The following is an 18,623-nucleotide window of genomic DNA, read 5'->3' on the forward strand; positions in this document are numbered from 1 at the left end:
TTATATCGGACTGTGAGGCACCCGGAACCTCTTGGCTGACGGTTGCCATTGTCTGTGTATGAATGGATTTTTCGAAAGCGGGTATAGAAAAACAATGTCTGATGTTGTGGTAGGACCAGGAAAGCAGGTAACGCTGCACTTCGCCCTGAAACTGGAGGACGGGCAGGTGGTAGACAGTAATTTTGATGGCCAGCCTGCCACTTTTGTCGTGGGGGATGGAAACCTGCCTCAGGGTTTTGAGCAGGTGATCTATGGTCTGTCCGAGGGCGATCAGGGCAGTTTCAGAATTCCTCCTGCCGGTGCTTTTGGCATGCCCAATCCTGAAAATATCAGGGAATTTGCCAGGGACAGTTTCTCTGGTGACATGGCGTTGCAGGAGGGCTTGGTCGTTTCTTTTGCCGATGCGGCCAACTCTGAGCTGGCTGGCGTTATTACAGGTTTGACAGACAGTCATGTTCAGGTGGACTTCAATCATCCACTGGCAGGTAAAGAACTGTTGTTTGAAGTGAACGTTCTGAACATCACTCAAGCGGCTAATACACCAGAAACTCATACACTAGATAAAGAGTGCTGAGGTATGAAAATCAGGCTGGCAAATCCCCGGGGATTCTGTGCAGGCGTTGACCGGGCTATCGACATTGTAAACCGGGCTCTGGATGTTTTTGAGCCTCCTATTTATGTGCGTCACGAAGTTGTTCACAACAAGTTTGTGGTCGAAAATCTCAAAGAGCGTGGTGCCATATTTGTCGAGGAGCTTCATCAGATACCGGATGATTCTATCGTTATTTTCAGTGCTCACGGTGTTTCCAAAGCGGTCGAAGCAGAAGCTGACCGTCGAGGTCTGAAAGTCTTTGATGCATCCTGTCCTCTGGTCAAAAAAGTCCATATGGAAGTTGTGCGGTACTCCCGTGACGGCATGGAGTGTATTCTGATTGGTCATGATGGTCATCCCGAGGTGGAAGGTACCATGGGCCAGTACGACGACGCTAATGGCGGGAAGATGTACCTCGTTGAAACAGAAGACGATGTTCAAAAACTGGCAGTGAAAGATCCGAAACATCTTGCTTACGTGACTCAGACGACACTGTCCATGGACGATACTGCGAGGGTGATTGATGCTCTGAGAGTCAGGTTCCCTGAAATTAACGGACCACGTAAAGACGATATCTGCTACGCCACTCAAAATCGTCAGGATGCTGTGAAGGCTCTGGCATCGGAATGCGATACAGTCTTTGTGGTAGGTTCTGTGAACAGTTCCAATTCCAATCGCCTCAGGGAGTTGGCAGAAAGAACAGGTGCATCAGCTTACCTGGTTGATGGTGCTGATGATATTCAGCCTGAGTGGCTGGAAGGTAAACAAACTCTGGGTATTACCGCAGGTGCTTCCGCTCCTGAAGTGCTGGTGAAAGGTGTTATCAACCGACTGATTGAATTAGGCGCTGAAGAGCCGAAAGAGCTTGAGGGTGAAGAAGAGAATATTGTTTTCACTATGCCCAAAGAACTTCGGATCGTAGAAGTTTGATTTCTAAATGCTTAACTGAATCCTGATTGCTCTGGTACAGCCTTTGCTTATAAATAACCTGTGAATAGTTATCTTTTCAGGGAAGAGAATGTTGCAGGTTATGGATTCAGTGTTGTTGATTGGAGACCGTTCGTCTCGACTATCTGTTTTGAACCGCGCACTGAATGAGTTTGGTTATGAAGTCATTGAGCGACAAGAACAGAATGAGGACCTGCTGACCCTTGTCTCCAGCCTCTTGCCCGATATTCTGGTGATTGGTCTGGATAAACCTGCCCCTTCGCTTTTGGAAAAGCTCGCTTTGATCAGTAAGGCTTCTCCACTTCCTGTCGTCATGTTTGTAGAGCAAACCACCGAGAATATTGTCCAGCAAGCTATTCGATCCGGTGTTAATGCCTACATCGTGGCTGACCTTCAGCCACAACGCCTCAAAACTATTATTGACGTAGCCGTTGCCCGCTTTCAGGAATACCAGTCATTGAAAGATGAGCTGGTGCAGACCCGGAATCTTCTGGAAGATCGAAAGATATTGGACAGGGCTAAGGGTTTGCTGATGACCAGGCAAGGGATTAGTGAAGACCTGGCATATAAAAAGTTAAGAAAGATGGCTATGGATAACGGCAAAACTATGGCGGCTGTGGCCAGAAATGTCATTGATGTTTTCAACATGCTAGAAGAAAAAACGTCATGATCGGAGGGTTGCACGTTGTTGGTGCGCATTTTCACTGCGATGCACCAAGCTGAAATAAAATGAAAGAAAATTCAAAAAATAAGCATTGTTAGAGACTGAAAATAGTTGGCATTAAAAATGCTTAAAGTCAGCTACAACAATAAAAAATGTTCCTGCCAAGGGTGGCAGGAACAGACATTCACAACAAAGGCGTTGTGAAAGAGAGCAAAGGCGCTCACCGCTGTCTGGAAGAATTTCCAAGGCGCGGTGGGCGCTTTTTTTTACATGGATGTACTGTGTCCCTGAAATGCAAGACGACAGGATGTGGTTGTCAGAGCGAAGCAGGCGCCATAGCCGAGGAGCCATTTTCAGGGAGCGGTGCAGAATAATAAATCTTTAGGTAGCAGGGCTGTGAGCTATCAGTAGAGATGTTGGGAGTAATGAATGAAGTGGTTTAAACCCTTAAAGTCGGTCGCACTGAGTGCTCTGATTAGCGTCAGTGGTCTTGTATCGATGCAGGCAAAGGCTGAGTTGGGCTATCCAGAAAAAGAAGAGCTGAGGTTTGGTTTCATCAAACTGACGGACATGGCTCCCATAGCCATCGCCTACGAAAAAGGTTACTTCGAAGATGAAGGTCTGTACGTCACGATTGAAGCTCAGGCAAACTGGAAGGTCTTGCTCGATGGTGTGATCGATGGACGACTCGATGGCGCGCACATGCTGGCCGGTCAGCCTATTGCTGCGACTATGGGTTATGGGACTAAAGCTGAAATTATCACTCCGTTTTCCATGGATCTGAATGGTAATGGTATCACCGTTTCCAATGAAATCTGGAAACAGATGAAGCCAAATATTCCCAAGCGGGCAGACGGCAAGCCTCAACATCCTATCAAAGCCGATGCCCTGAAGCCGGTTGTGGAAAAGTACAAAGACGACGGCAAGCCATTCAACATGGGCATGGTCTTCCCGGTATCTACACACAACTATGAATTAAGGTACTGGTTGGCAGCAGGTGGCATTCACCCTGGATATTATGCTCCGCACAAGGGAGATACTTCGGGTCAGATTAATGCTGACGCACTGCTCTCTGTGACTCCACCACCCCAGATGCCAGCCACTATGGAAGCAGGCACGATCTATGGTTACTGCGTAGGTGAGCCCTGGAACCAGCAGGCTGTGTTCAAAAATATCGGTGTTCCTGTTGTTACGGATTATGAGATCTGGAAAGACAATCCTGAGAAAGTGTTCGGTATTACCAAAGCCTTTGCCGAGAAATATCCCAACACCACGATTCGTCTGACCCGTGCATTGATCCGTGCTGCCAAATGGCTGGATGAAAACAACAACGCCAACCGTCCTGAAGCCGTGAAGATACTTTCCCAGTCCAATTATGTCGGTGCTGATTACGATGTTATTGCCAACAGCATGACCGGGACTTTCGAATATGAGAAAGGCGATAAACGTGAAGTACCGGATTTCAACGTCTTCTTCCGTTACAACGCGACTTATCCTTACTACTCTGATGCGATCTGGTATCTGACTCAGATGCGTCGTTGGGGACAGATTCCTGAAGATAAACCCGATGCCTGGTACGTCGACATTGCCAAGAAAGTTTATCGTCCAGACATCTACGAAGCAGCTGCCAGGTCCCTGATTAAAGACAAACTGGCTAAGGTCAGCGACTTCCCGAACTTTGCTGAAGAAGACGGGTTCAGAAATCCACAGACTCACTTCATTGACGGTATCGTCTACAACGGCAAGAAACCTAATGAGTACATCAACAAGTTCAGTATTGGTCTGAAGCAGGGCGACAAGATCTGATTTCGTCTTGAATGGATCAGCCTGAGGGTTGATCCATGCAAGCTCGGACTGAATTGTCCGCTCAAGGCTGTTTGGGGGAGAGAACAAACATGACAACTGAAACTGCGTTGGCCAATAACAACATCAATAAGCCAATTATTTCCGAAAGTCTTAAAACAACAATAACAAAAACCTTTAAAACCCTGCTGATTCCTTTTGCCGGCATCCTGGTCTTTCTGATGATCTGGGCAGGAGCCGCCAGCAAGATTGATACATCACTGGGCAAATTTCCCGGACCGTCGGCAGTCTGGGAGCAAATGGGGTCGCTTTATGAAGAGCATAGCGCTGAACGAGTGAAAGAGCAGGCCTTCTATGAGCGACAAGAGAAGCGTATTGAAGCCAGACTGGCGAAGGATCCGGATTACGTACCCAAAATCCGTGCCTACACCGGTAAAGAAACGTTTCCAGACCAGATCTTCACCAGCCTTATCACTGTGCTGAGTGGATTTGTCCTGGCAGCAGTCATCGCCATACCCCTGGGGATTGCCATAGGACTGAATAAAACCCTGAATGCGGCAGTGAATCCTGTTATTCAGATTTTTAAACCGGTTTCTCCTCTGGCTTGGCTACCTTTGGTGACCATGGTCGTCAGTGCTGTTTATATCAGTCCTGACCCTTTGGTAGCCAAGTCCTTTTTAAATTCCATGATTACCGTCACGCTCTGTTGTCTGTGGCCCATGGTAATCAACACTTCAGTGGGCGTTTCTTCTATTGAGAAGGATCTGGTGAATGTCAGCCGTGTGCTGAGACTGCCAGCCCTGAAGCATGTTCAGAAAATTGTTCTGCCCGCTTCCATACCGATGATTTTCACTGGTATGAGATTGTCGTTAGGCGTTGCCTGGATGGTTCTGATCGCTGCAGAAATGCTGGCTCAGAACCCCGGTCTTGGAAAGTTCGTCTGGGATGAGTTCCAAAATGGCAGCTCAAACTCTCTGGCCCGGATTATGGTGGCGGTTATCGTCATCGGGTTTATCGGTTTTCTGTTGGATCGCACCATGCTTCAGCTGCAGCGTTTTGTCTCCTGGGACAAGGCCGGCACAGCCAGTTAATTCAACACGGAGGTGAAACAGACATGAACGCTCAAAAAGCAGCCAGCACTTTATTGGATATCAGCCATATCGACATGGTGTTTGATACGCCAAAAGGTCCATTCACGGCACTGAAAGGAGTGGACCTGAAGATCAGCAAAGGAGAATTTGTTTCGCTGATTGGCCATTCGGGTTGTGGTAAGTCAACAGTACTGAACATTGTTGCCGGGCTATACCAGGCCACTACCGGAGGCGTAGTCCTTAACGGTAAAGAAGTCAGGGAACCGGGGCCGGAAAGAGCCGTCGTGTTCCAGAATCATTCTTTGTTGCCCTGGCTGACAGCCTATCAGAATGTTGAGCTGGCGGTTAAGCAGGTGTTTGGACGCTCAAAAAGCAAGTCTGAAACCAAAGAATGGATAGAGCATAACCTCGAGCTGGTGCATATGGAGCATGCCATGCACAAGCGACCTGAAGAAATTTCCGGAGGGATGAAGCAGCGTGTCGGCATTGCCAGGGCTCTCTCCATGCAGCCGGAAATTTTGCTGATGGATGAACCCTTCGGTGCCCTCGATGCCCTGACCCGGGCTCACATGCAGGACTCTTTGATGGAGATCCAGCAGGAGCTGAACAATACCGTCATTATGATTACCCATGATGTGGATGAAGCCGTGTTGCTGTCAGATCGTATCGTCATGATGACCAATGGGCCAGAAGCCACTATTGGTGAAATTCTTGACATCAATCTGGAACGTCCCAGAGATCGCTTGGCTCTCGCAGAAGACCTTGAGTACACCCGCCTGCGCTCAGAAGTATTGAAGTTCCTCTATGAGAAACAACGCAAGGTGGAAAACATTAGCAAGCATAAAAAGAAAAAAGAAGCTTCCGGCAGTAAGAAAAGCTTTCAGGCTGCGTAGTATCCGAAAGGATAAAAACGCAGCTCAATCAACAATAACAACAATAAATCAGCAATGAGCGAGAGAAATAATTTTTGTCGCCCCGGTGATAAAAGATTATTCACAACAAAAAAACGGAGTTTAAGTCCTTGAAACACACAAAGGTAACACTACTGGCAGCAGCTATTGCGGGGGCAGCGGCTGTCTCAACGACTCAGGTACAGGCCGATGAATTTATAGAAGCGCTTACCGGCGGGGAGGCGTTTGGTGACTTCAGGCTCAGATACGAGACGGTTGATCAAGACAATACCAAGAAAGATGCTAAAGCACTGACGCTTCGGTCTCGATTGGGATACAAGACAGGTGATTATTATGGCTTTTCTGGCCTTTTGGAATTTGAAGACTCGAGGTCCATAGCGGGTATTGATGATTACAATGATACGGTTGGCAATGGTACTGACTATTCTGTGATTGCTGACCCGGGAGTTACGGAAGTCGATCAGGCGTTTATTCAATATAAAATGGAAGGGTTGACTGCAAAGCTCGGCAGACAGGTCATCGCTTACGACAATCAACGTTTTGTAGGGCATGTGGGCTGGCGACAGGATCGACAAACCTTTAATGCCCTTAGCGCTGATTATATGCCTGTTGAAGGATTGTCACTGAAGTACGCTTACATCAACAAACGCAACCGGATTTTTGCAGAAGAAAAGGATCTGAGATCCAAGGATCATTTGCTCAATGCTTCTTATGCCACACCCTTAGGCAAACTGACCGGTTACGCGTACTTACTTGAGTTGGATGATGATACCGACAACAGTCTGGATACCTACGGCGTGCGACTCTCAGGTTCGGCAGATGTCAGTGACCTGAAACTCCTCTACACCGGAGAGTATGCCACTCAGGAGAGCGAATCAGGCTCAAATAAATACGATGCCAATTTCTACTTTGTCGAAGGTGGAGTAGCGATATTCGGTATTACCACCAAAGTGGGTTATGAAGTGCTGGGCTCTGATGATGGTAATTATGGCTTCTCGACACCACTGGCTACCGCTCATAAGTTCAATGGCTGGACGGACCAGTTCCTGAGCACTCCTGCTGAGGGTCTTAAAGATCTTTATGCTTCGGTGGGTGGCAAGCTCTTTGGTGGTAAGTGGTCGGTTACCTATCACGACTTTACTGCTGACGAAGAGACCGCCACTGTTGAAGATCTGGGTAAAGAGATCGACCTGGTTTACAGCAAAAAGTTTGGGAAACACTATAACGCAGGTGTGAAGTATGCGACCTACACTGCCGGCGATGAGGCTGCTGGCAAGGTCGATACTGATAAATTCTGGTTGTGGGTGGGTTTAAGTTTCTAACATTAGCGAAAAGGGAGGCTTGAGCTTCCCTTTTTCATAATAGGTGCAAGTAGACGTGCAGAGGAGGTATTTGATCATTTCACTGTAAGGTGAGTCTGTTATTCTGATCTCTCAACTCAGGAAGTATCGCTATGACTTTTCAAACGAATTCTGCCATCAAACCCAGAATGGTGGGCTCTGTGCCTGTTCTTGAAATCGACAACCCTTTTGCCAACGCCATGATTTCATTGCAAGGGGGACAGGTTTTGAGTTATCAGCCAAAAGGTCAGGAGAAAGTCCTCTGGATGAGCCCACTGGCAGATATGACTGAGGGAAAAGCGATTCGTGGTGGTGTGCCCGTTTGCTGGCCATGGTTTGGTTCCAGAAAGGAAGGAGGCCCCAATCATGGTTTTGCCCGTACAAAACTTTGGCAATATGAGTTGAGTGAAACGCTGGACAATGACAAGACCAGAGTCGTGTTGTCTTTGCCCATCGACGGTGTTCAAGAATGGGATGGGAAAGCAGGCCTGGGTATAGATATTATTGTTGGAGAAACACTGAGAATCAGTCTGACCTCCAGAAACAATGGCTCCAGGAAGGTTCAAATAAGTCAGGCGTTGCATACTTATTTTAGTGTTTCAAATACGGATCTGATCTGGATTGAAGGACTGGATGGGAAACGTTACCTGGATGAGACCGACGAGAGCAGAGCTTTTATTCAGGAAGGCGAAGTGATCATCGAGGGTGAGGTTGACAGAACCTATATTGATGACAACGAAACCTGCATCCTGCATGATCCCGGTATTGGAAGAAAAATCACTATCAAAAAATCCGGTAGCAACGGCACAGTTGTCTGGAACCCGGGGCCTGTTCGGGCAGAAAAAATGCACGACGTGCCTACTTTTGATTACAAGTCTATGGTTTGTGTGGAAACGGTAACCTTGCCTCAGGTTCCCGTAGAGCTGGAGCCGGGGCAGAGTCATGTTTTGATGGCTGAGATTTTTGTGGGGTGATTGGTTTTTGCAGGAAGCCCCCAATTTTGCTGAGGGCTTTTTTTCTTGTGGCTAGTTCCAGGCTCCCGCAGCCGTGCCACCACGAGTCCCTACAGAGTCTAATGTAATAGTGGCATTGGCGGTTATGCCGGAGCTTCCTGTGGCCGTTGCCGTCAGCGTATAGGTTCTGCCATTCGCAGGTACTGCAATGGCCAGATTGAAGTTGGCATTACCACTCTCTGGGCTCTGGGTAACAAAAATGCTGGGAGCACCATTGTTGTCATCTCCACCTCCAACGGAAGCGCCCAGGTAAGAGCCTCTTTGAGCTCTATGTCTCTCCATTGCTCCAGCTAGTCCAATCAGAGATGACTCAGCATCCCTCATAGCAGAAGTAGTGACATGCTGGTTGTAACTTGGCACTGCTATAGTTGCCAGAATGCCAATGATTGCGACAACAATCATCATTTCTATCAGAGTAAAACCCTTAATATTCCTCTTCACTGTTACTCCCCTTTATTATTTCTTTTGTATCCAGTAAGTGTTACCTTCCGGGCTTCCTGAATTCAGTTTTTCAGGATCAAGTCCCCTGATAATGTAATCCTCTTTTGTCCCGCTGCCATCAGCGTTTGAAGCAAGTCTGACAAAGACTGAGTTGCCCACAATGCCATTAGTTTCAATTTCGTCTCTTTCAACCAGTTTACCAGTCAGGTTTACTTGCCAGCTCCAGGCTTCTCCTGCAACAGCTGAGCAGGTGTTAGATGCTTGTGCAGAGGGTATGTAAGTATTGAAATAAATCTGAGAAGAGTAGATCGCGGGATCACTCATGACCTTCTCGTCATTTCTCATGTTCATAAACCAGCCGTAGTTATTGGTTGCCCCGAACTTGGCTATTTCCGCAGTGCTGGCATTGCCATTGCTGTCTGGAGTGAAATTGGCAAGAGTACCGACATTGTGCTTGATTGTCGTGTGAGGAGGTACAGCCTTGCTACTTCTGTTGGCAGTATCGACGGTGGGGTTTGCCAGTTTTGGTGAAACCAGCATGTAAAATCTATCTTGAACATCACTATTGAGTAGACCCAGAGGATCTGGACGCAATCCTGAGCCAATGCTGATTGCAAGTTGCCTTTTACCGTTCAGAGCCAGGTCAGAGATGTCTGGGCGAGTGAAGAATTTTCTTGCATTTATCTTCTTCTGAGTCGCTGTCATATCATTCGAATAGCCGATGTATGCAATGACGCCATCATCACTGTCTGAGAAGCCGCCTCCATCATCATCTGCAGCCCATATGAGATGTTGTTTGTCACTGAGACTTTGGACGGCACAGTTACTGACACTTCCATTTGAATCTGCTGTGCAGTTGTTAATATAAAGTCTCCAGACTTGCCCTCCAGTATCAGCAAAGAAGAGCTGGTCGCCATATCCATCACCATCGATATCCGCTACCGTCACTCCACCTGGAATACTGTACTTCATTTTGTTCAAGGTGAGAGTATGTCCACTTGAATGACTGGCAGACCAGATCAAAGCTCCGGTTTTTGCATCGACAATATAAATTGCATTTCCCATGCTGTCTTGTGAATACAGAGCCTGAGAATCCTGGTTGACATCATAACCCCCGGAGAAAATCAGTACGTCCTTGCTATCAGCACCAATTTTGAGCTTGGTTCGAACCGGTCTTGACCAGGATTGCCCTAATTGCTGGAAGGGGGCCACACCGCCATTAATGTACCAAAGCATTTTTGGATTGCCGGTATCAGTCACATTCAAGGCATAGTAATTTCTCCCTCCCCTTCTCATGCCTACGTAGGCGTAAACAAACTCTCCATCATTTGGAGTTGTCTTACTCAACTCCTCTGTAGTGTTACCATCGTTGTCTTTATCTGCAGTATCTGCTCCACCATATATGACGCCATTCTTATTCACATCATTTGCCCAAAGAACCAGATGACCATCTAATCCGTAAGGGCGTCCATGACCCGGTGTTCTATTAGTAGAACCATTGGTATTTAAGTGCCTGACATTGGGAAGTAATTCCTTTGGCATATAGGCAAACAGTTCTTCACCTGTCTGCGCATTAACAGCGTGGAACATGCCATCATTTGTACCGAGGAAGAGGGTGAGGTCAAGCTGGTTTTCTGCACAGCTGAAAGGAGCACTTGCAGAGTAGTTTTTACATTTATAATTGACCAACGCAGGTGTGGAGTGAAGTGGGTCTCCGATACCTTTGGAACGATCCCTGATCCAGTTAATAAGCTCATCTCTTTCGGTCGTTTGACTATCGCTTAGTCCGAACAGAGTCGGTGATAGCGAATTATTTGTATCTACGACTGCATTAGTGCTGGTTAAGATTTGAGCGCCACTATTTACACCTGCAGGACTACTACCAAGAAAGGTATAAACTTTTCGATGACTACTATTGGAGGATGAAACCGAGAGGATATCATTTACACCACCCTTTTCGACTTTACCGCCGTCAATACTTGTGCTCCAGAAACTAAACGCATCTTCTTTGAAAAAACCTGTAGAGGTATCTACGGCGGGCTTAGGCGTTGAGCTGTTATCATATATTTCAGCAGGATCTCCCAGCAATTGATACTTTTTCAGGTTGCCCTGCCAGCGATCGGTCTCTGAAGGTTTGAATATAGAATAATATAATTTGTTGAGGTGTCCGGAACGGTTAAATGAATTTGCGGCTACACCAGGTGCTGCAAATGTACTTTCGTTATCAAGAATACTGTTGACAATGTCGTTAAAAGCATCCGCCAGCTCCTTCGCATCAGAAGCAACAAAATAGCTACCCTTACCTTCCGCCGCTAAATCTTCCATGAATTTTTTTGCATTCTGATCTGTTTGAGTTGCAAAGGCTATTGTATGGGTCGTGACTACGTTATCAGATTCAATAGAGCTGCTGAGGTCATTGGTTGCCATCCAGTCTGCCAGTGTCCTGCCACACTTTTCACCATCATTGCTGGCGTCAGCTGTGCAGCTCTGTCCTGTCAAACTGGCAATACCATTCTTTGCTGCGTCGGTATTACTATTCGCTTGCCCATCTGTAAGTAATACCAGGTGGTTAGTCTGACAGGCGTTTATAATAGGGGAACTCTTTCCTGCGAAGCTGCTTGTATAATATTTGGCGGAGTCATACATACTCGGAACAATAGGAGTTCCTCCACCTGCTGACATGTTCTGAACCAGGGAGACCAGATGATCTTTTACCCGGTATCCTGCACTACTATCGATTCCTCCACTGGCAACTCTGACAATCAGTCTAGGTGAATAGGAAGGGCTTCTATCAAAACTCCTGACATAGCGTTCACCTCCAGTCGCTTTGAATATGAAAGTCAGGTTGTTGCCTGCTCGCCAACCATTTCGGTTGATGACTTCATTGATAATATTCTTGATATCAGGTGAACGGTAGGTTGTCCCATTACTCCAGCTTTGGTTTATACCCCAGTCAACGTATGCTGAAGTCAGGCTGTTTCTTTTCGTTATATTTCTGTAGCCACTGGTAAAGGCAGAAGAAGTATCTTTGTCTTCGGCTTGAATTCTGATGTTCATGTTGCCATAGCTATCAGCATCGGAAGTCAGTTCCAGATAAGCTTCAAGAATGGTGGCATTTTTTTTCAGTGGAAGGTTTGGGTAATGCAGCCCGCCGCTTGAGTACGTACTCTGATTTCCACCAAGTCGTATTTCATTGTATTGGACGTACATGTTTCCATCATAATGCCACTCATAGGCATCCTGATCAGAACCGTTTATACGAGTATTAAGTGTTGCAGTTAAACAACCACTGCCATCTGCGGGTGGAGTATACTCGACAACAAGGCGAGGTTTTTTGGAGCTGTTACCATCAATGTTGTGTGCAATTCGGTTGCCATCACCTGAGCTTTTTTGGAAATAGAAGGTACTGCTGTTATTACCACACCAGTTACTGTCGTTAACTACCTGTTGAAGCAGTGTTGTTACATTGACATCATACTTGCTGGGATTTTGTGAAGTTCCCTGAGTCCAGTTGCCTGGTGTCCAAGATATAGAACCAAATTTTTCTCTGCTGCTGAGGTTCTGGTGGCTCTCAGAAAACGGGCCATTGTGGCTACCTGTTGGCTTACCAGCATAAACATTCAATGAAATTGGAGCAGAGCGATTTTCCGAAGATGTGAACTCAATTTTAGCGCTATTAATTGTTGAACCACTGGGAATACCAACTGACTGGAAGCGAATCCCAGTCATTTTCTCTGTTGTACTCTCAGGTACAGAGTATTTGATATACAACTTTGGAGCGTAGCTCGCATTGTGGCCGTTGTTTTCTTGCTCCTTATAAATATGTCGATCATTTGGTGTCCCTCCAGTAACCTCCATAAACAAGGCAAGGTTTTTTAGCTTTTCGCCTGCAACCCAGTTGAGTGAAGAGTCGTCCAGTATAGATTGGATAATGTTTGAAATGTCGTCAGATTCGCTGTTAGTGCCTTCTGACCAATCATTTGGAGACCAGAGTGTATTAGCAGACGTTCTATTTCTGTTGCCATAACTACTTTGATTAGGTCCCATCGGCTGTGGATTTTTTGCCAGTTCTGCATCGATTTTTATCTCTACGAACTCACTGGATGCATATCGGCTGCGAAATTTGATACGAGCTTCTTCAATAACAGCATTGGAAGGTATATTTAAATCTCTAAAATAAAGGCCATTTAACTGGGTGCTATAAAATGAGTAGTATGATGTGTCATACCAAATTGAACCATCTGAAATAAGCCCTTCAGGACTGTCATAATAGTTTTGAAGCTGATAGGTTTGTTCTTGATCACTTATAGCCGAATTGCTCACTATACCAAGGATCAGTTTGTTGGAAGATGTAGTTACTGTTCCTGTTGCAATATCCTCATTTGCATCATCAGTCGATTCCAAAAGCTCAGGTGTCCCGGCCAGAATAATATTTGAGCCATACAGAGAGTCTATATCTGTAACGGGAAATGTCAGTCTGCTGGGTTCCCCGGATCTGGCATGAAGTTTCATTAAGCCAGCATTGATATCAGATGCATTGCTCATAATGTCAGAAAATGCAACTTTCATGACGTCCAGCCGAGAATCCTCTCCATAACCAGCATCATCATTATCAGTCAGAGACCAGTCCATAGAGCCAGAGTTATCCAGTATAAAAAGGACGTTTGGCTTAATGCTGCTGTCGTAATTAGGATTGCTCAGAAAAATGTCAGTGTCGTCTGCAGAGGACAGAGTACTGGTTGTTAATAATAAAGAGGTGACTAACGTTGTTAGCCCTTTTCGAAACAACATTATTATTATCCTGTTAGTTTGAGACGACGTCAGGCTTTATAAAGCCTTCTTCGAGCACCGTGCTGATATTCATAGCGGTAAGTTCTGATGTGGCTTCAGTGGTATAAACGTAAACCTTTGGTGCAGAACCATCAGCACTTAAAGAGTTACCCCCCAGAATACCTGTCCGAACAGTATTTGTGTTGGACTGAATCTGCAGGCCAGTGACTGAATTGCTTGTCGTTGAACTTAAACTAAATCCACCAGGATCTTTAGCTTGCTCTGATGCTATTGGGCTATCAGATAACATGACTTGAGCTTCAATCAAAGAGCTGTCTGCAGTCTGAAAGGTTGAGTTCTTCAGCTGATAGTTAAATGAAATTCTCTGGCCGTTTGTTGAGAGGCGACTACTCCCTATAGCAACGATGGTGATCAGCAGTAGTATGATCAATGAGACGAATAAGATCGCACCATCTTGTTTAGTCTTATTCATGTTTAGCCTCTATTTCTCAGCTGAATGGTGCTAGTAAATACTCTTCTCAACCTGCGGTCATTAGGCTGAAATGTACTTTGAGCAGCTTGCACATTTAAGATGGGGTAAGACTGATTATTTTGCTGTGAGCTGACTGGGAAACTTGAAGAGACCACCATACTGAGTTTTATATGAGTAATATTGCAATCACCAGACGAAATTTCTGTAGATGAACAGCTTTCGGCATATTTAGTGTTTCCTGATGAATCCGTAATGCCCAGGAGAAACTGCAGGTTCTCTACCCCTTCTACCATCTCATCCCCGTTCACGAAAAGAGCGGGAATAGTATTTCCGTCAGTGGCTGTTAATGGGTTATTGCTCGAGTCCAATCGGTCTTGAACTGCATATGTGCTTCCATTTGCAGAACCCAGTTGATACAAAATAGGACAAAATTCAAGTGTTGCTGTCGAGCAATCATCAGGAATAGCAAAGCCTGATAAGTTAATACCGTTGTCGTTCTCTCCGATTGGAGTGACTCTTTCATTACTAGAGGTTTCAGGATTGGTTGTGATGCATGCTGCAGCTTGTTGGGGCTTGAAGGTGGCAACTTTTTGTCCATCAGTGATCAAGAATATATCGTCTGAGTCATAACAGATTGCCCGGTCAAACTGTAACTGGTTGCCATTGGCTGTGTCATAAAAGTTGACAACTCTTACAACTCCATTTCCTGCGTTGCTATCACTCAAGTCCATTGATTTACTGGTTTCGAAGGCTCTCTGTACTCTCAGGATGTCACTGTTTGTGGCATCAGTAGTGTCTGCAACAATACTCACTGCCTGCTGTGAAAGGTCAACCAGAGAATTGGTTTCTGGTACAACAGAGCTTGGAGCATTGCCTTGAAAACCGGCCATCCGTACGTCTTTCTTGATGACTTCCATGGCAATGCGAGCACTATCTTGAACCTGGGCAAGGGCCGTTTCCGATGAACTGTTGGAAACGCTGTCTGCGAACATTCTGGTAACGCCGAGCATCAGGACTGCACTTAATGCCAAGGCAATGATTAACTCTACCAAAGCCAAACCTGTTTGCTGATGAGGCATCTGAGTAGTTGTCATAATGTAAACCTCATCTCATAACTCTTGTTTAACTCTTGCTTGTTGCCATTATCTGTACCTGCTTCCGTCCAGTTAATAGTCAGAGTAAATTCATTAGCGTTTCTTACCAGACTGGCAGTGCTTCCCGGTAGAGCAGATTGCCAATTATTCCCGCTCAGACCTATACCTTGAACATCGGTGATATTGTCAAGCCACTCCCTGATATCCTGTGTTGCGAGCTGGGTATTGGTACAACCTGTAGAAATACAATTTGGAGAGTTTGGAGCCGCCTTTTGTGAACCATCAGCTTCAATAGAAATGTCTGAATAGCCGTCACTGAGAGCTGTGCCAGGATTACGTCTCATCCGCTCGGCAAGGTCATAAGCAAGCATCGTGGCCTGGCTGCGATTTAAAGCTCCATTGGAAGATTGCATGCTCAGTATCTGTAACCCTGCCACGCCAAGAAGGCCAATGGCCAAAACTAATACTGCCACCATTATTTCGATCATGGTAAAGCCCTTTTCTTTCTTCAACACGACGGAGTCCCTCCAATCCTTACCTGTCCTGAACCATTGATCGTTATACTATTTGCGTAGTTATTACCGCGTGAATCACAAACCGAGAGCGTATTGTTAGTCGAATGACCCTCGTCATTAAATGCAACGATTGCGCCTCCTGTGATGACATTTCCTGTAACGCCTTCAAACACTTTAAGCACAGTGTTGGTATTGGTTTCGAGAATGATATAACCGGCAGACCAGTCAGCGTTGTCACAGTTTGTCTGATCGGTGGATCCGCAGACCTGTACAGGAATATTTCGGGAGGCAGCTTCGCTTCTGGCGTATTGAAGAGCCGCAAGTACAGAGTTGGAGTTAGAGGTAATTCGGCTGTTTTGAATACTGCTCTGATAGCTGGGTATCGCAATACTGGCGACGATAGCGATGATGGCTACTGTCACCATTAGCTCTATCAGGGTAAAGCCTGAGTCGGTTGTTGAAATCTGAACATCCATTAGAAAGTAATTCTTATTATATTTATTTTTTTCTTTTCGCACGTTGCAAAGCGTGGACTGCAACGTTGCATGCCAGAGTTGATCACAATGTTTTTTCAGTTGGCAGTGGATATCGATAATCGGCATTTAGCCCGGACGAGCTGCGATAAATATTGTATTTTTCTTGTGTGTTGCAGGTTTTTATTCTGGTAAATAAAGTGGTGTTTGCCATTGGTCGGTTGAAGTGGTCTTACTATCCGGCCCTTAAGTGGTACTTCTACGGTTCGATATCAAGAACAACTAGAGTGCAGTAAGACGATGAAAAACCTTCTTCCTGAAGCATCGATGCAGAGAACTGATTATGGTGTTCAGACTGGTTCAAAAGCGGATAAGCAAAGCAGGGATGACGCTCCCTGAAATGCTGGTAACACTGTCTGTTTTTGCAGTTCTTATCGCCATTGCAGCTCCCTCTTTGAAAGACTTGTTGGCAGATCGTCGTGTCGCAGCACATACCCAGACACTGTTCGGCAGTATGTTGCTGGCCCGAAGTGAGGCTATTAAACGACGAAGTCCTGTTTCGATTTGCAAGTCCAGTAATGGGTCGGGGTGTGATAACTCACTGACGAACTGGAGCACAGGGTGGCTGGTGTTTGAAGATGAAGATGCTGATGGTGCTCTGGATTCGGGAGATCAGCTAATCAGGGTCTTTGAAAAAACGGAGAATCTGGTTTCGATGCAGTGGAATAACGGCAATACGCTGGGTTTTAACTATCATGGGCAAGCCCGACAAGCAGGCACTTTTACTCTCTGTGAAGCCAATTCGAGTGGCTTTGAAGTCAGGCAGATAGTCCTGAGTCTCACCGGGAGAGCAAGGGTGTCAGAGTCGGGAACGTGCAACTGATTAGACTGTGAAATCTACTGAGGTGCGTATGAAAGGAAGTACACGCAACCTGCTCAACCGACTGCGTCAGAAGGGGGTTGGCCTGATTGAGGTTATGGTGGCTCTGCTGGTGATATCCGTCGGTGTGTTGGGCATGGCTGGCCTGCAAACCAAAAGCCTTCAGCATAATCAGTTGGCTTATCTCCGCTCCCAGGCTGTCATTATTGTTAACGATATGATGGATCGTATTCGTGCCAATAAAACAGTCGCGGCCACAGGTAGTGATTACATTACCACGGAATCAGAGCATGTTGCTGCTGGTTGTACTACTCAGGATTTTATTAATAGTTGTGAATCTTCAGCCTGCAGTGAGTCTCAGTTAGCTACCTATGATGTTCAGCAATGGAAATTCCAGATGGCCTGTCAGTTGCCAGACGCCACAGGCTCTATTGCTATAGAAGATACTTCCTCGGGTCGTGTTTATGTCATCACTCTGAAGTTCAATGATTCCCGTGGTGCCCAGGCCGCACGGGAAGTGGTGTTGAGGAGTGCATTATGAATGGAGAGAGGGTAAGACAGGCAGGGTTATCGCTGGTGGAGATGATGGTCGCCCTGCTGCTGGGGCTTTTTCTTATCGCAGGTATTGGACACCTTTTTTTGACTGCCAATCGTACTTACATGCTTCAGGATGAACTCTCCCGCATTCAGGAAAATGCCCGCTTTGCTATTGATCTGATCGCAAGGGATATTCGCATGGCTGGTTCTACAGGTTGCCCCCTCAGTGCGGATATTGCCAATGCAGTATTTACCAGCATGGATGACCGCACCTGGATGGCGCACTTTGATAAGGGCATTCTGGGTGTTCCTGTGGCTAATCATTCCAGAGTCGATAGCAATGCTATTTCAGAGAGTGTTGTCATACACAGGATTGACCTGGAAAGCGGGCTGAATGTTGTCAGCCATAATACCGGCACAGCCAGAATGACGCTTTCGGAACCTCATAGTTTTAATCAGGGGGATCTTCTGGTTGCGGTTCGCTCTGACTGCCAGGGAGTTTCTGTTTTCAGTGCCGGAGCCAATACCACCGGCTCAACGGTCTCTCACGAATCAGCTTCCAGTGGCAACTTGTATAACTGCACCAGCCAGTTGGGTGGTAACTATAACTGTCTGACATCCGCTGCTGATGCCAGAGGCGAGAGTCATACCGGCTCACAGGTTTTTCCACTGTCGTCTGTCGTTTACTACCTCAGGGACAGCAATGGTGTTCCGAATCTCTATCGCAGGTTTGCCGGTGAAACAGCCTCTGGCGCAATTAATTCAGCTGAAGCGCTTCTTGAAGGTGTAGAAGACTTAAGTCTGCGTTATGGCTATGACACTGACGCCGATGGCATTGCAAATCAGTACAGGACCGCTTCAGACATAGGGTTATTCAGTCTGGATTGGCAAAATGTCACCAGTGTCCGGATGGAATTACTGGTTAGAAGTTTTCAGGAAGTGACGGACACACCTCAGTCCTATTTTTTTGCCGGAAACCGAATAACCCCCACAGATAATTTTTTACGCCGATCTTTTGTGTTCACCATGGAGTTGCGGAATCGAATTCCGCAGTGAGG

At 46.3% G+C, this 18,623-nt stretch carries 17 protein-coding genes; 11 read left to right on the forward strand and 6 right to left on the reverse strand.

Annotation, left to right across the window (positions count from 1 at the left end; genetic code table 11):
- Window positions 1-94 precede the first annotated feature (94 nt).
- From KBW69_RS07320 to KBW69_RS07355, 8 genes are all read left to right on the forward strand, one after another.
- Window positions 95-574: a peptidylprolyl isomerase gene (locus KBW69_RS07320; protein ID WP_257255215.1), complete on the forward strand. Its 480-nt coding sequence runs from the start codon at window positions 95-97 to the stop codon at window positions 572-574.
- A 3-nt stretch (window positions 575-577) separates the two neighbouring features.
- Complete coding sequence (gene ispH, locus KBW69_RS07325) at window positions 578-1,522, forward strand: 4-hydroxy-3-methylbut-2-enyl diphosphate reductase (RefSeq protein WP_257255214.1); 945 nt, start codon at window positions 578-580, stop codon at window positions 1,520-1,522.
- Window positions 1,523-1,610: 88 nt separating this feature from the next.
- On the forward strand, window positions 1,611-2,210 hold the full coding sequence (locus KBW69_RS07330) for an ANTAR domain-containing response regulator (protein ID WP_257280466.1): 600 nt from the start codon (window positions 1,611-1,613) through the stop codon (window positions 2,208-2,210).
- Window positions 2,211-2,633: 423 nt separating this feature from the next.
- A complete protein-coding gene (locus KBW69_RS07335; protein ID WP_257280467.1) occupies window positions 2,634-4,010 on the forward strand; it encodes a CmpA/NrtA family ABC transporter substrate-binding protein in 1,377 nt (458 codons plus the stop codon).
- An 89-nt stretch (window positions 4,011-4,099) separates the two neighbouring features.
- Window positions 4,100-5,098, forward strand: a complete 999-nt coding sequence (locus KBW69_RS07340) for an ABC transporter permease (RefSeq protein ID WP_257280468.1) — start codon at window positions 4,100-4,102, stop codon at window positions 5,096-5,098.
- Window positions 5,099-5,121: 23 nt separating this feature from the next.
- The gene (locus KBW69_RS07345; protein WP_257255053.1) at window positions 5,122-5,991 is read left to right on the forward strand and encodes an ABC transporter ATP-binding protein; all 870 of its coding nucleotides are present in this window, start codon (window positions 5,122-5,124) and stop codon (window positions 5,989-5,991) included.
- Between the two features lie 128 nt (window positions 5,992-6,119).
- A complete protein-coding gene (locus KBW69_RS07350) occupies window positions 6,120-7,331 on the forward strand; it encodes an alginate export family protein (protein WP_257280469.1) in 1,212 nt (403 codons plus the stop codon).
- A 131-nt stretch (window positions 7,332-7,462) separates the two neighbouring features.
- A complete protein-coding gene (locus KBW69_RS07355) occupies window positions 7,463-8,323 on the forward strand; it encodes a D-hexose-6-phosphate mutarotase (protein WP_257255630.1) in 861 nt (286 codons plus the stop codon).
- A gap of 51 nt (window positions 8,324-8,374) precedes the next feature.
- Here KBW69_RS07355 and KBW69_RS07360 read toward each other — a convergent pair whose 3' ends face one another.
- The 6 genes from KBW69_RS07360 to KBW69_RS07390 are packed head-to-tail and all read right to left on the reverse strand — an operon-like array spanning window position 8,375 to window position 16,151.
- On the reverse strand, window positions 8,375-8,803 hold the full coding sequence (locus tag KBW69_RS07360; RefSeq protein ID WP_368736471.1) for a type IV pilin protein: 429 nt from the start codon (window positions 8,801-8,803) through the stop codon (window positions 8,375-8,377).
- A gap of 15 nt (window positions 8,804-8,818) precedes the next feature.
- Entirely contained in the window at window positions 8,819-13,594 is a 4,776-nt protein-coding gene (locus KBW69_RS07370) for a pilus assembly protein (RefSeq protein WP_257280470.1), read from the reverse strand.
- Window positions 13,595-13,607: 13 nt separating this feature from the next.
- Entirely contained in the window at window positions 13,608-14,066 is a 459-nt protein-coding gene (locus tag KBW69_RS07375) for a PilX N-terminal domain-containing pilus assembly protein (RefSeq protein WP_257280471.1), read from the reverse strand.
- 2 nt (window positions 14,067-14,068) lie between these two features.
- The gene (locus tag KBW69_RS07380) at window positions 14,069-15,145 is read right to left on the reverse strand and encodes a PilW family protein (RefSeq protein ID WP_257280472.1); all 1,077 of its coding nucleotides are present in this window, start codon (window positions 15,143-15,145) and stop codon (window positions 14,069-14,071) included.
- 11 nt (window positions 15,146-15,156) lie between these two features.
- Window positions 15,157-15,675 (reverse strand): type IV pilus modification protein PilV, encoded by a 519-nt coding sequence (gene pilV, locus KBW69_RS07385; RefSeq protein ID WP_257280473.1) that lies wholly within the window; start codon window positions 15,673-15,675, stop codon window positions 15,157-15,159.
- A complete protein-coding gene (locus KBW69_RS07390) occupies window positions 15,669-16,151 on the reverse strand; it encodes a GspH/FimT family pseudopilin (RefSeq protein ID WP_306674515.1) in 483 nt (160 codons plus the stop codon). The genes pilV (KBW69_RS07385) and KBW69_RS07390 overlap by 7 nt, the downstream gene beginning before the upstream one ends.
- A gap of 340 nt (window positions 16,152-16,491) precedes the next feature.
- Between KBW69_RS07390 and KBW69_RS07400 the strand changes: the two genes are divergently transcribed.
- Genes KBW69_RS07400 through KBW69_RS07410 form a run of 3 tightly spaced genes read left to right on the forward strand, consistent with a single transcriptional unit; the run spans window position 16,492 to window position 18,621 of the window.
- A complete protein-coding gene (locus tag KBW69_RS07400; RefSeq protein ID WP_257280474.1) occupies window positions 16,492-17,031 on the forward strand; it encodes a GspH/FimT family pseudopilin in 540 nt (179 codons plus the stop codon).
- A gap of 28 nt (window positions 17,032-17,059) precedes the next feature.
- Complete coding sequence (gene pilV / locus KBW69_RS07405) at window positions 17,060-17,569, forward strand: type IV pilus modification protein PilV (protein WP_257280475.1); 510 nt, start codon at window positions 17,060-17,062, stop codon at window positions 17,567-17,569.
- Window positions 17,566-18,621: a PilW family protein gene (locus KBW69_RS07410; protein WP_257280476.1), complete on the forward strand. Its 1,056-nt coding sequence runs from the start codon at window positions 17,566-17,568 to the stop codon at window positions 18,619-18,621. The genes pilV (KBW69_RS07405) and KBW69_RS07410 overlap by 4 nt, the downstream gene beginning before the upstream one ends.
- Window positions 18,622-18,623: the final 2 nt, after the last annotated feature.

Origin of the sequence: Endozoicomonas sp. ISHI1 (genome assembly GCF_024606225.1) — a bacterium.
Classification (GTDB): Bacteria; Pseudomonadota; Gammaproteobacteria; order Pseudomonadales; family Endozoicomonadaceae; genus Endozoicomonas_A.

What these genes read in the sequence shown, in the direction of transcription:
- pilV (WP_257280475.1), top strand. Translation starts at nt 17,060, where the DNA reads ATGAAAGGAAGTACACGCAACCTGCTCAACCGACTGCGTCAGAAGGGG.
- KBW69_RS07380 (WP_257280472.1), bottom strand. Translation starts at nt 15,145, where the DNA reads ATGCCTCATCAGCAAACAGGTTTGGCTTTGGTAGAGTTAATCATTGCC.
- KBW69_RS07400 (WP_257280474.1), top strand. Translation starts at nt 16,492, where the DNA reads ATGGTGTTCAGACTGGTTCAAAAGCGGATAAGCAAAGCAGGGATGACG.
- KBW69_RS07370 (WP_257280470.1), bottom strand. Translation starts at nt 13,594, where the DNA reads ATGTTGTTTCGAAAAGGGCTAACAACGTTAGTCACCTCTTTATTATTA.
- KBW69_RS07340 (WP_257280468.1), top strand. Translation starts at nt 4,100, where the DNA reads ATGACAACTGAAACTGCGTTGGCCAATAACAACATCAATAAGCCAATT.
- KBW69_RS07390 (WP_306674515.1), bottom strand. Translation starts at nt 16,151, where the DNA reads ATGGATGTTCAGATTTCAACAACCGACTCAGGCTTTACCCTGATAGAG.
- ispH (WP_257255214.1), top strand. Translation starts at nt 578, where the DNA reads ATGAAAATCAGGCTGGCAAATCCCCGGGGATTCTGTGCAGGCGTTGAC.
- KBW69_RS07330 (WP_257280466.1), top strand. Translation starts at nt 1,611, where the DNA reads ATGTTGCAGGTTATGGATTCAGTGTTGTTGATTGGAGACCGTTCGTCT.
- KBW69_RS07320 (WP_257255215.1), top strand. Translation starts at nt 95, where the DNA reads ATGTCTGATGTTGTGGTAGGACCAGGAAAGCAGGTAACGCTGCACTTC.
- KBW69_RS07410 (WP_257280476.1), top strand. Translation starts at nt 17,566, where the DNA reads ATGAATGGAGAGAGGGTAAGACAGGCAGGGTTATCGCTGGTGGAGATG.
- KBW69_RS07335 (WP_257280467.1), top strand. Translation starts at nt 2,634, where the DNA reads ATGAAGTGGTTTAAACCCTTAAAGTCGGTCGCACTGAGTGCTCTGATT.
- KBW69_RS07345 (WP_257255053.1), top strand. Translation starts at nt 5,122, where the DNA reads ATGAACGCTCAAAAAGCAGCCAGCACTTTATTGGATATCAGCCATATC.
- KBW69_RS07355 (WP_257255630.1), top strand. Translation starts at nt 7,463, where the DNA reads ATGACTTTTCAAACGAATTCTGCCATCAAACCCAGAATGGTGGGCTCT.
- KBW69_RS07375 (WP_257280471.1), bottom strand. Translation starts at nt 14,066, where the DNA reads ATGAATAAGACTAAACAAGATGGTGCGATCTTATTCGTCTCATTGATC.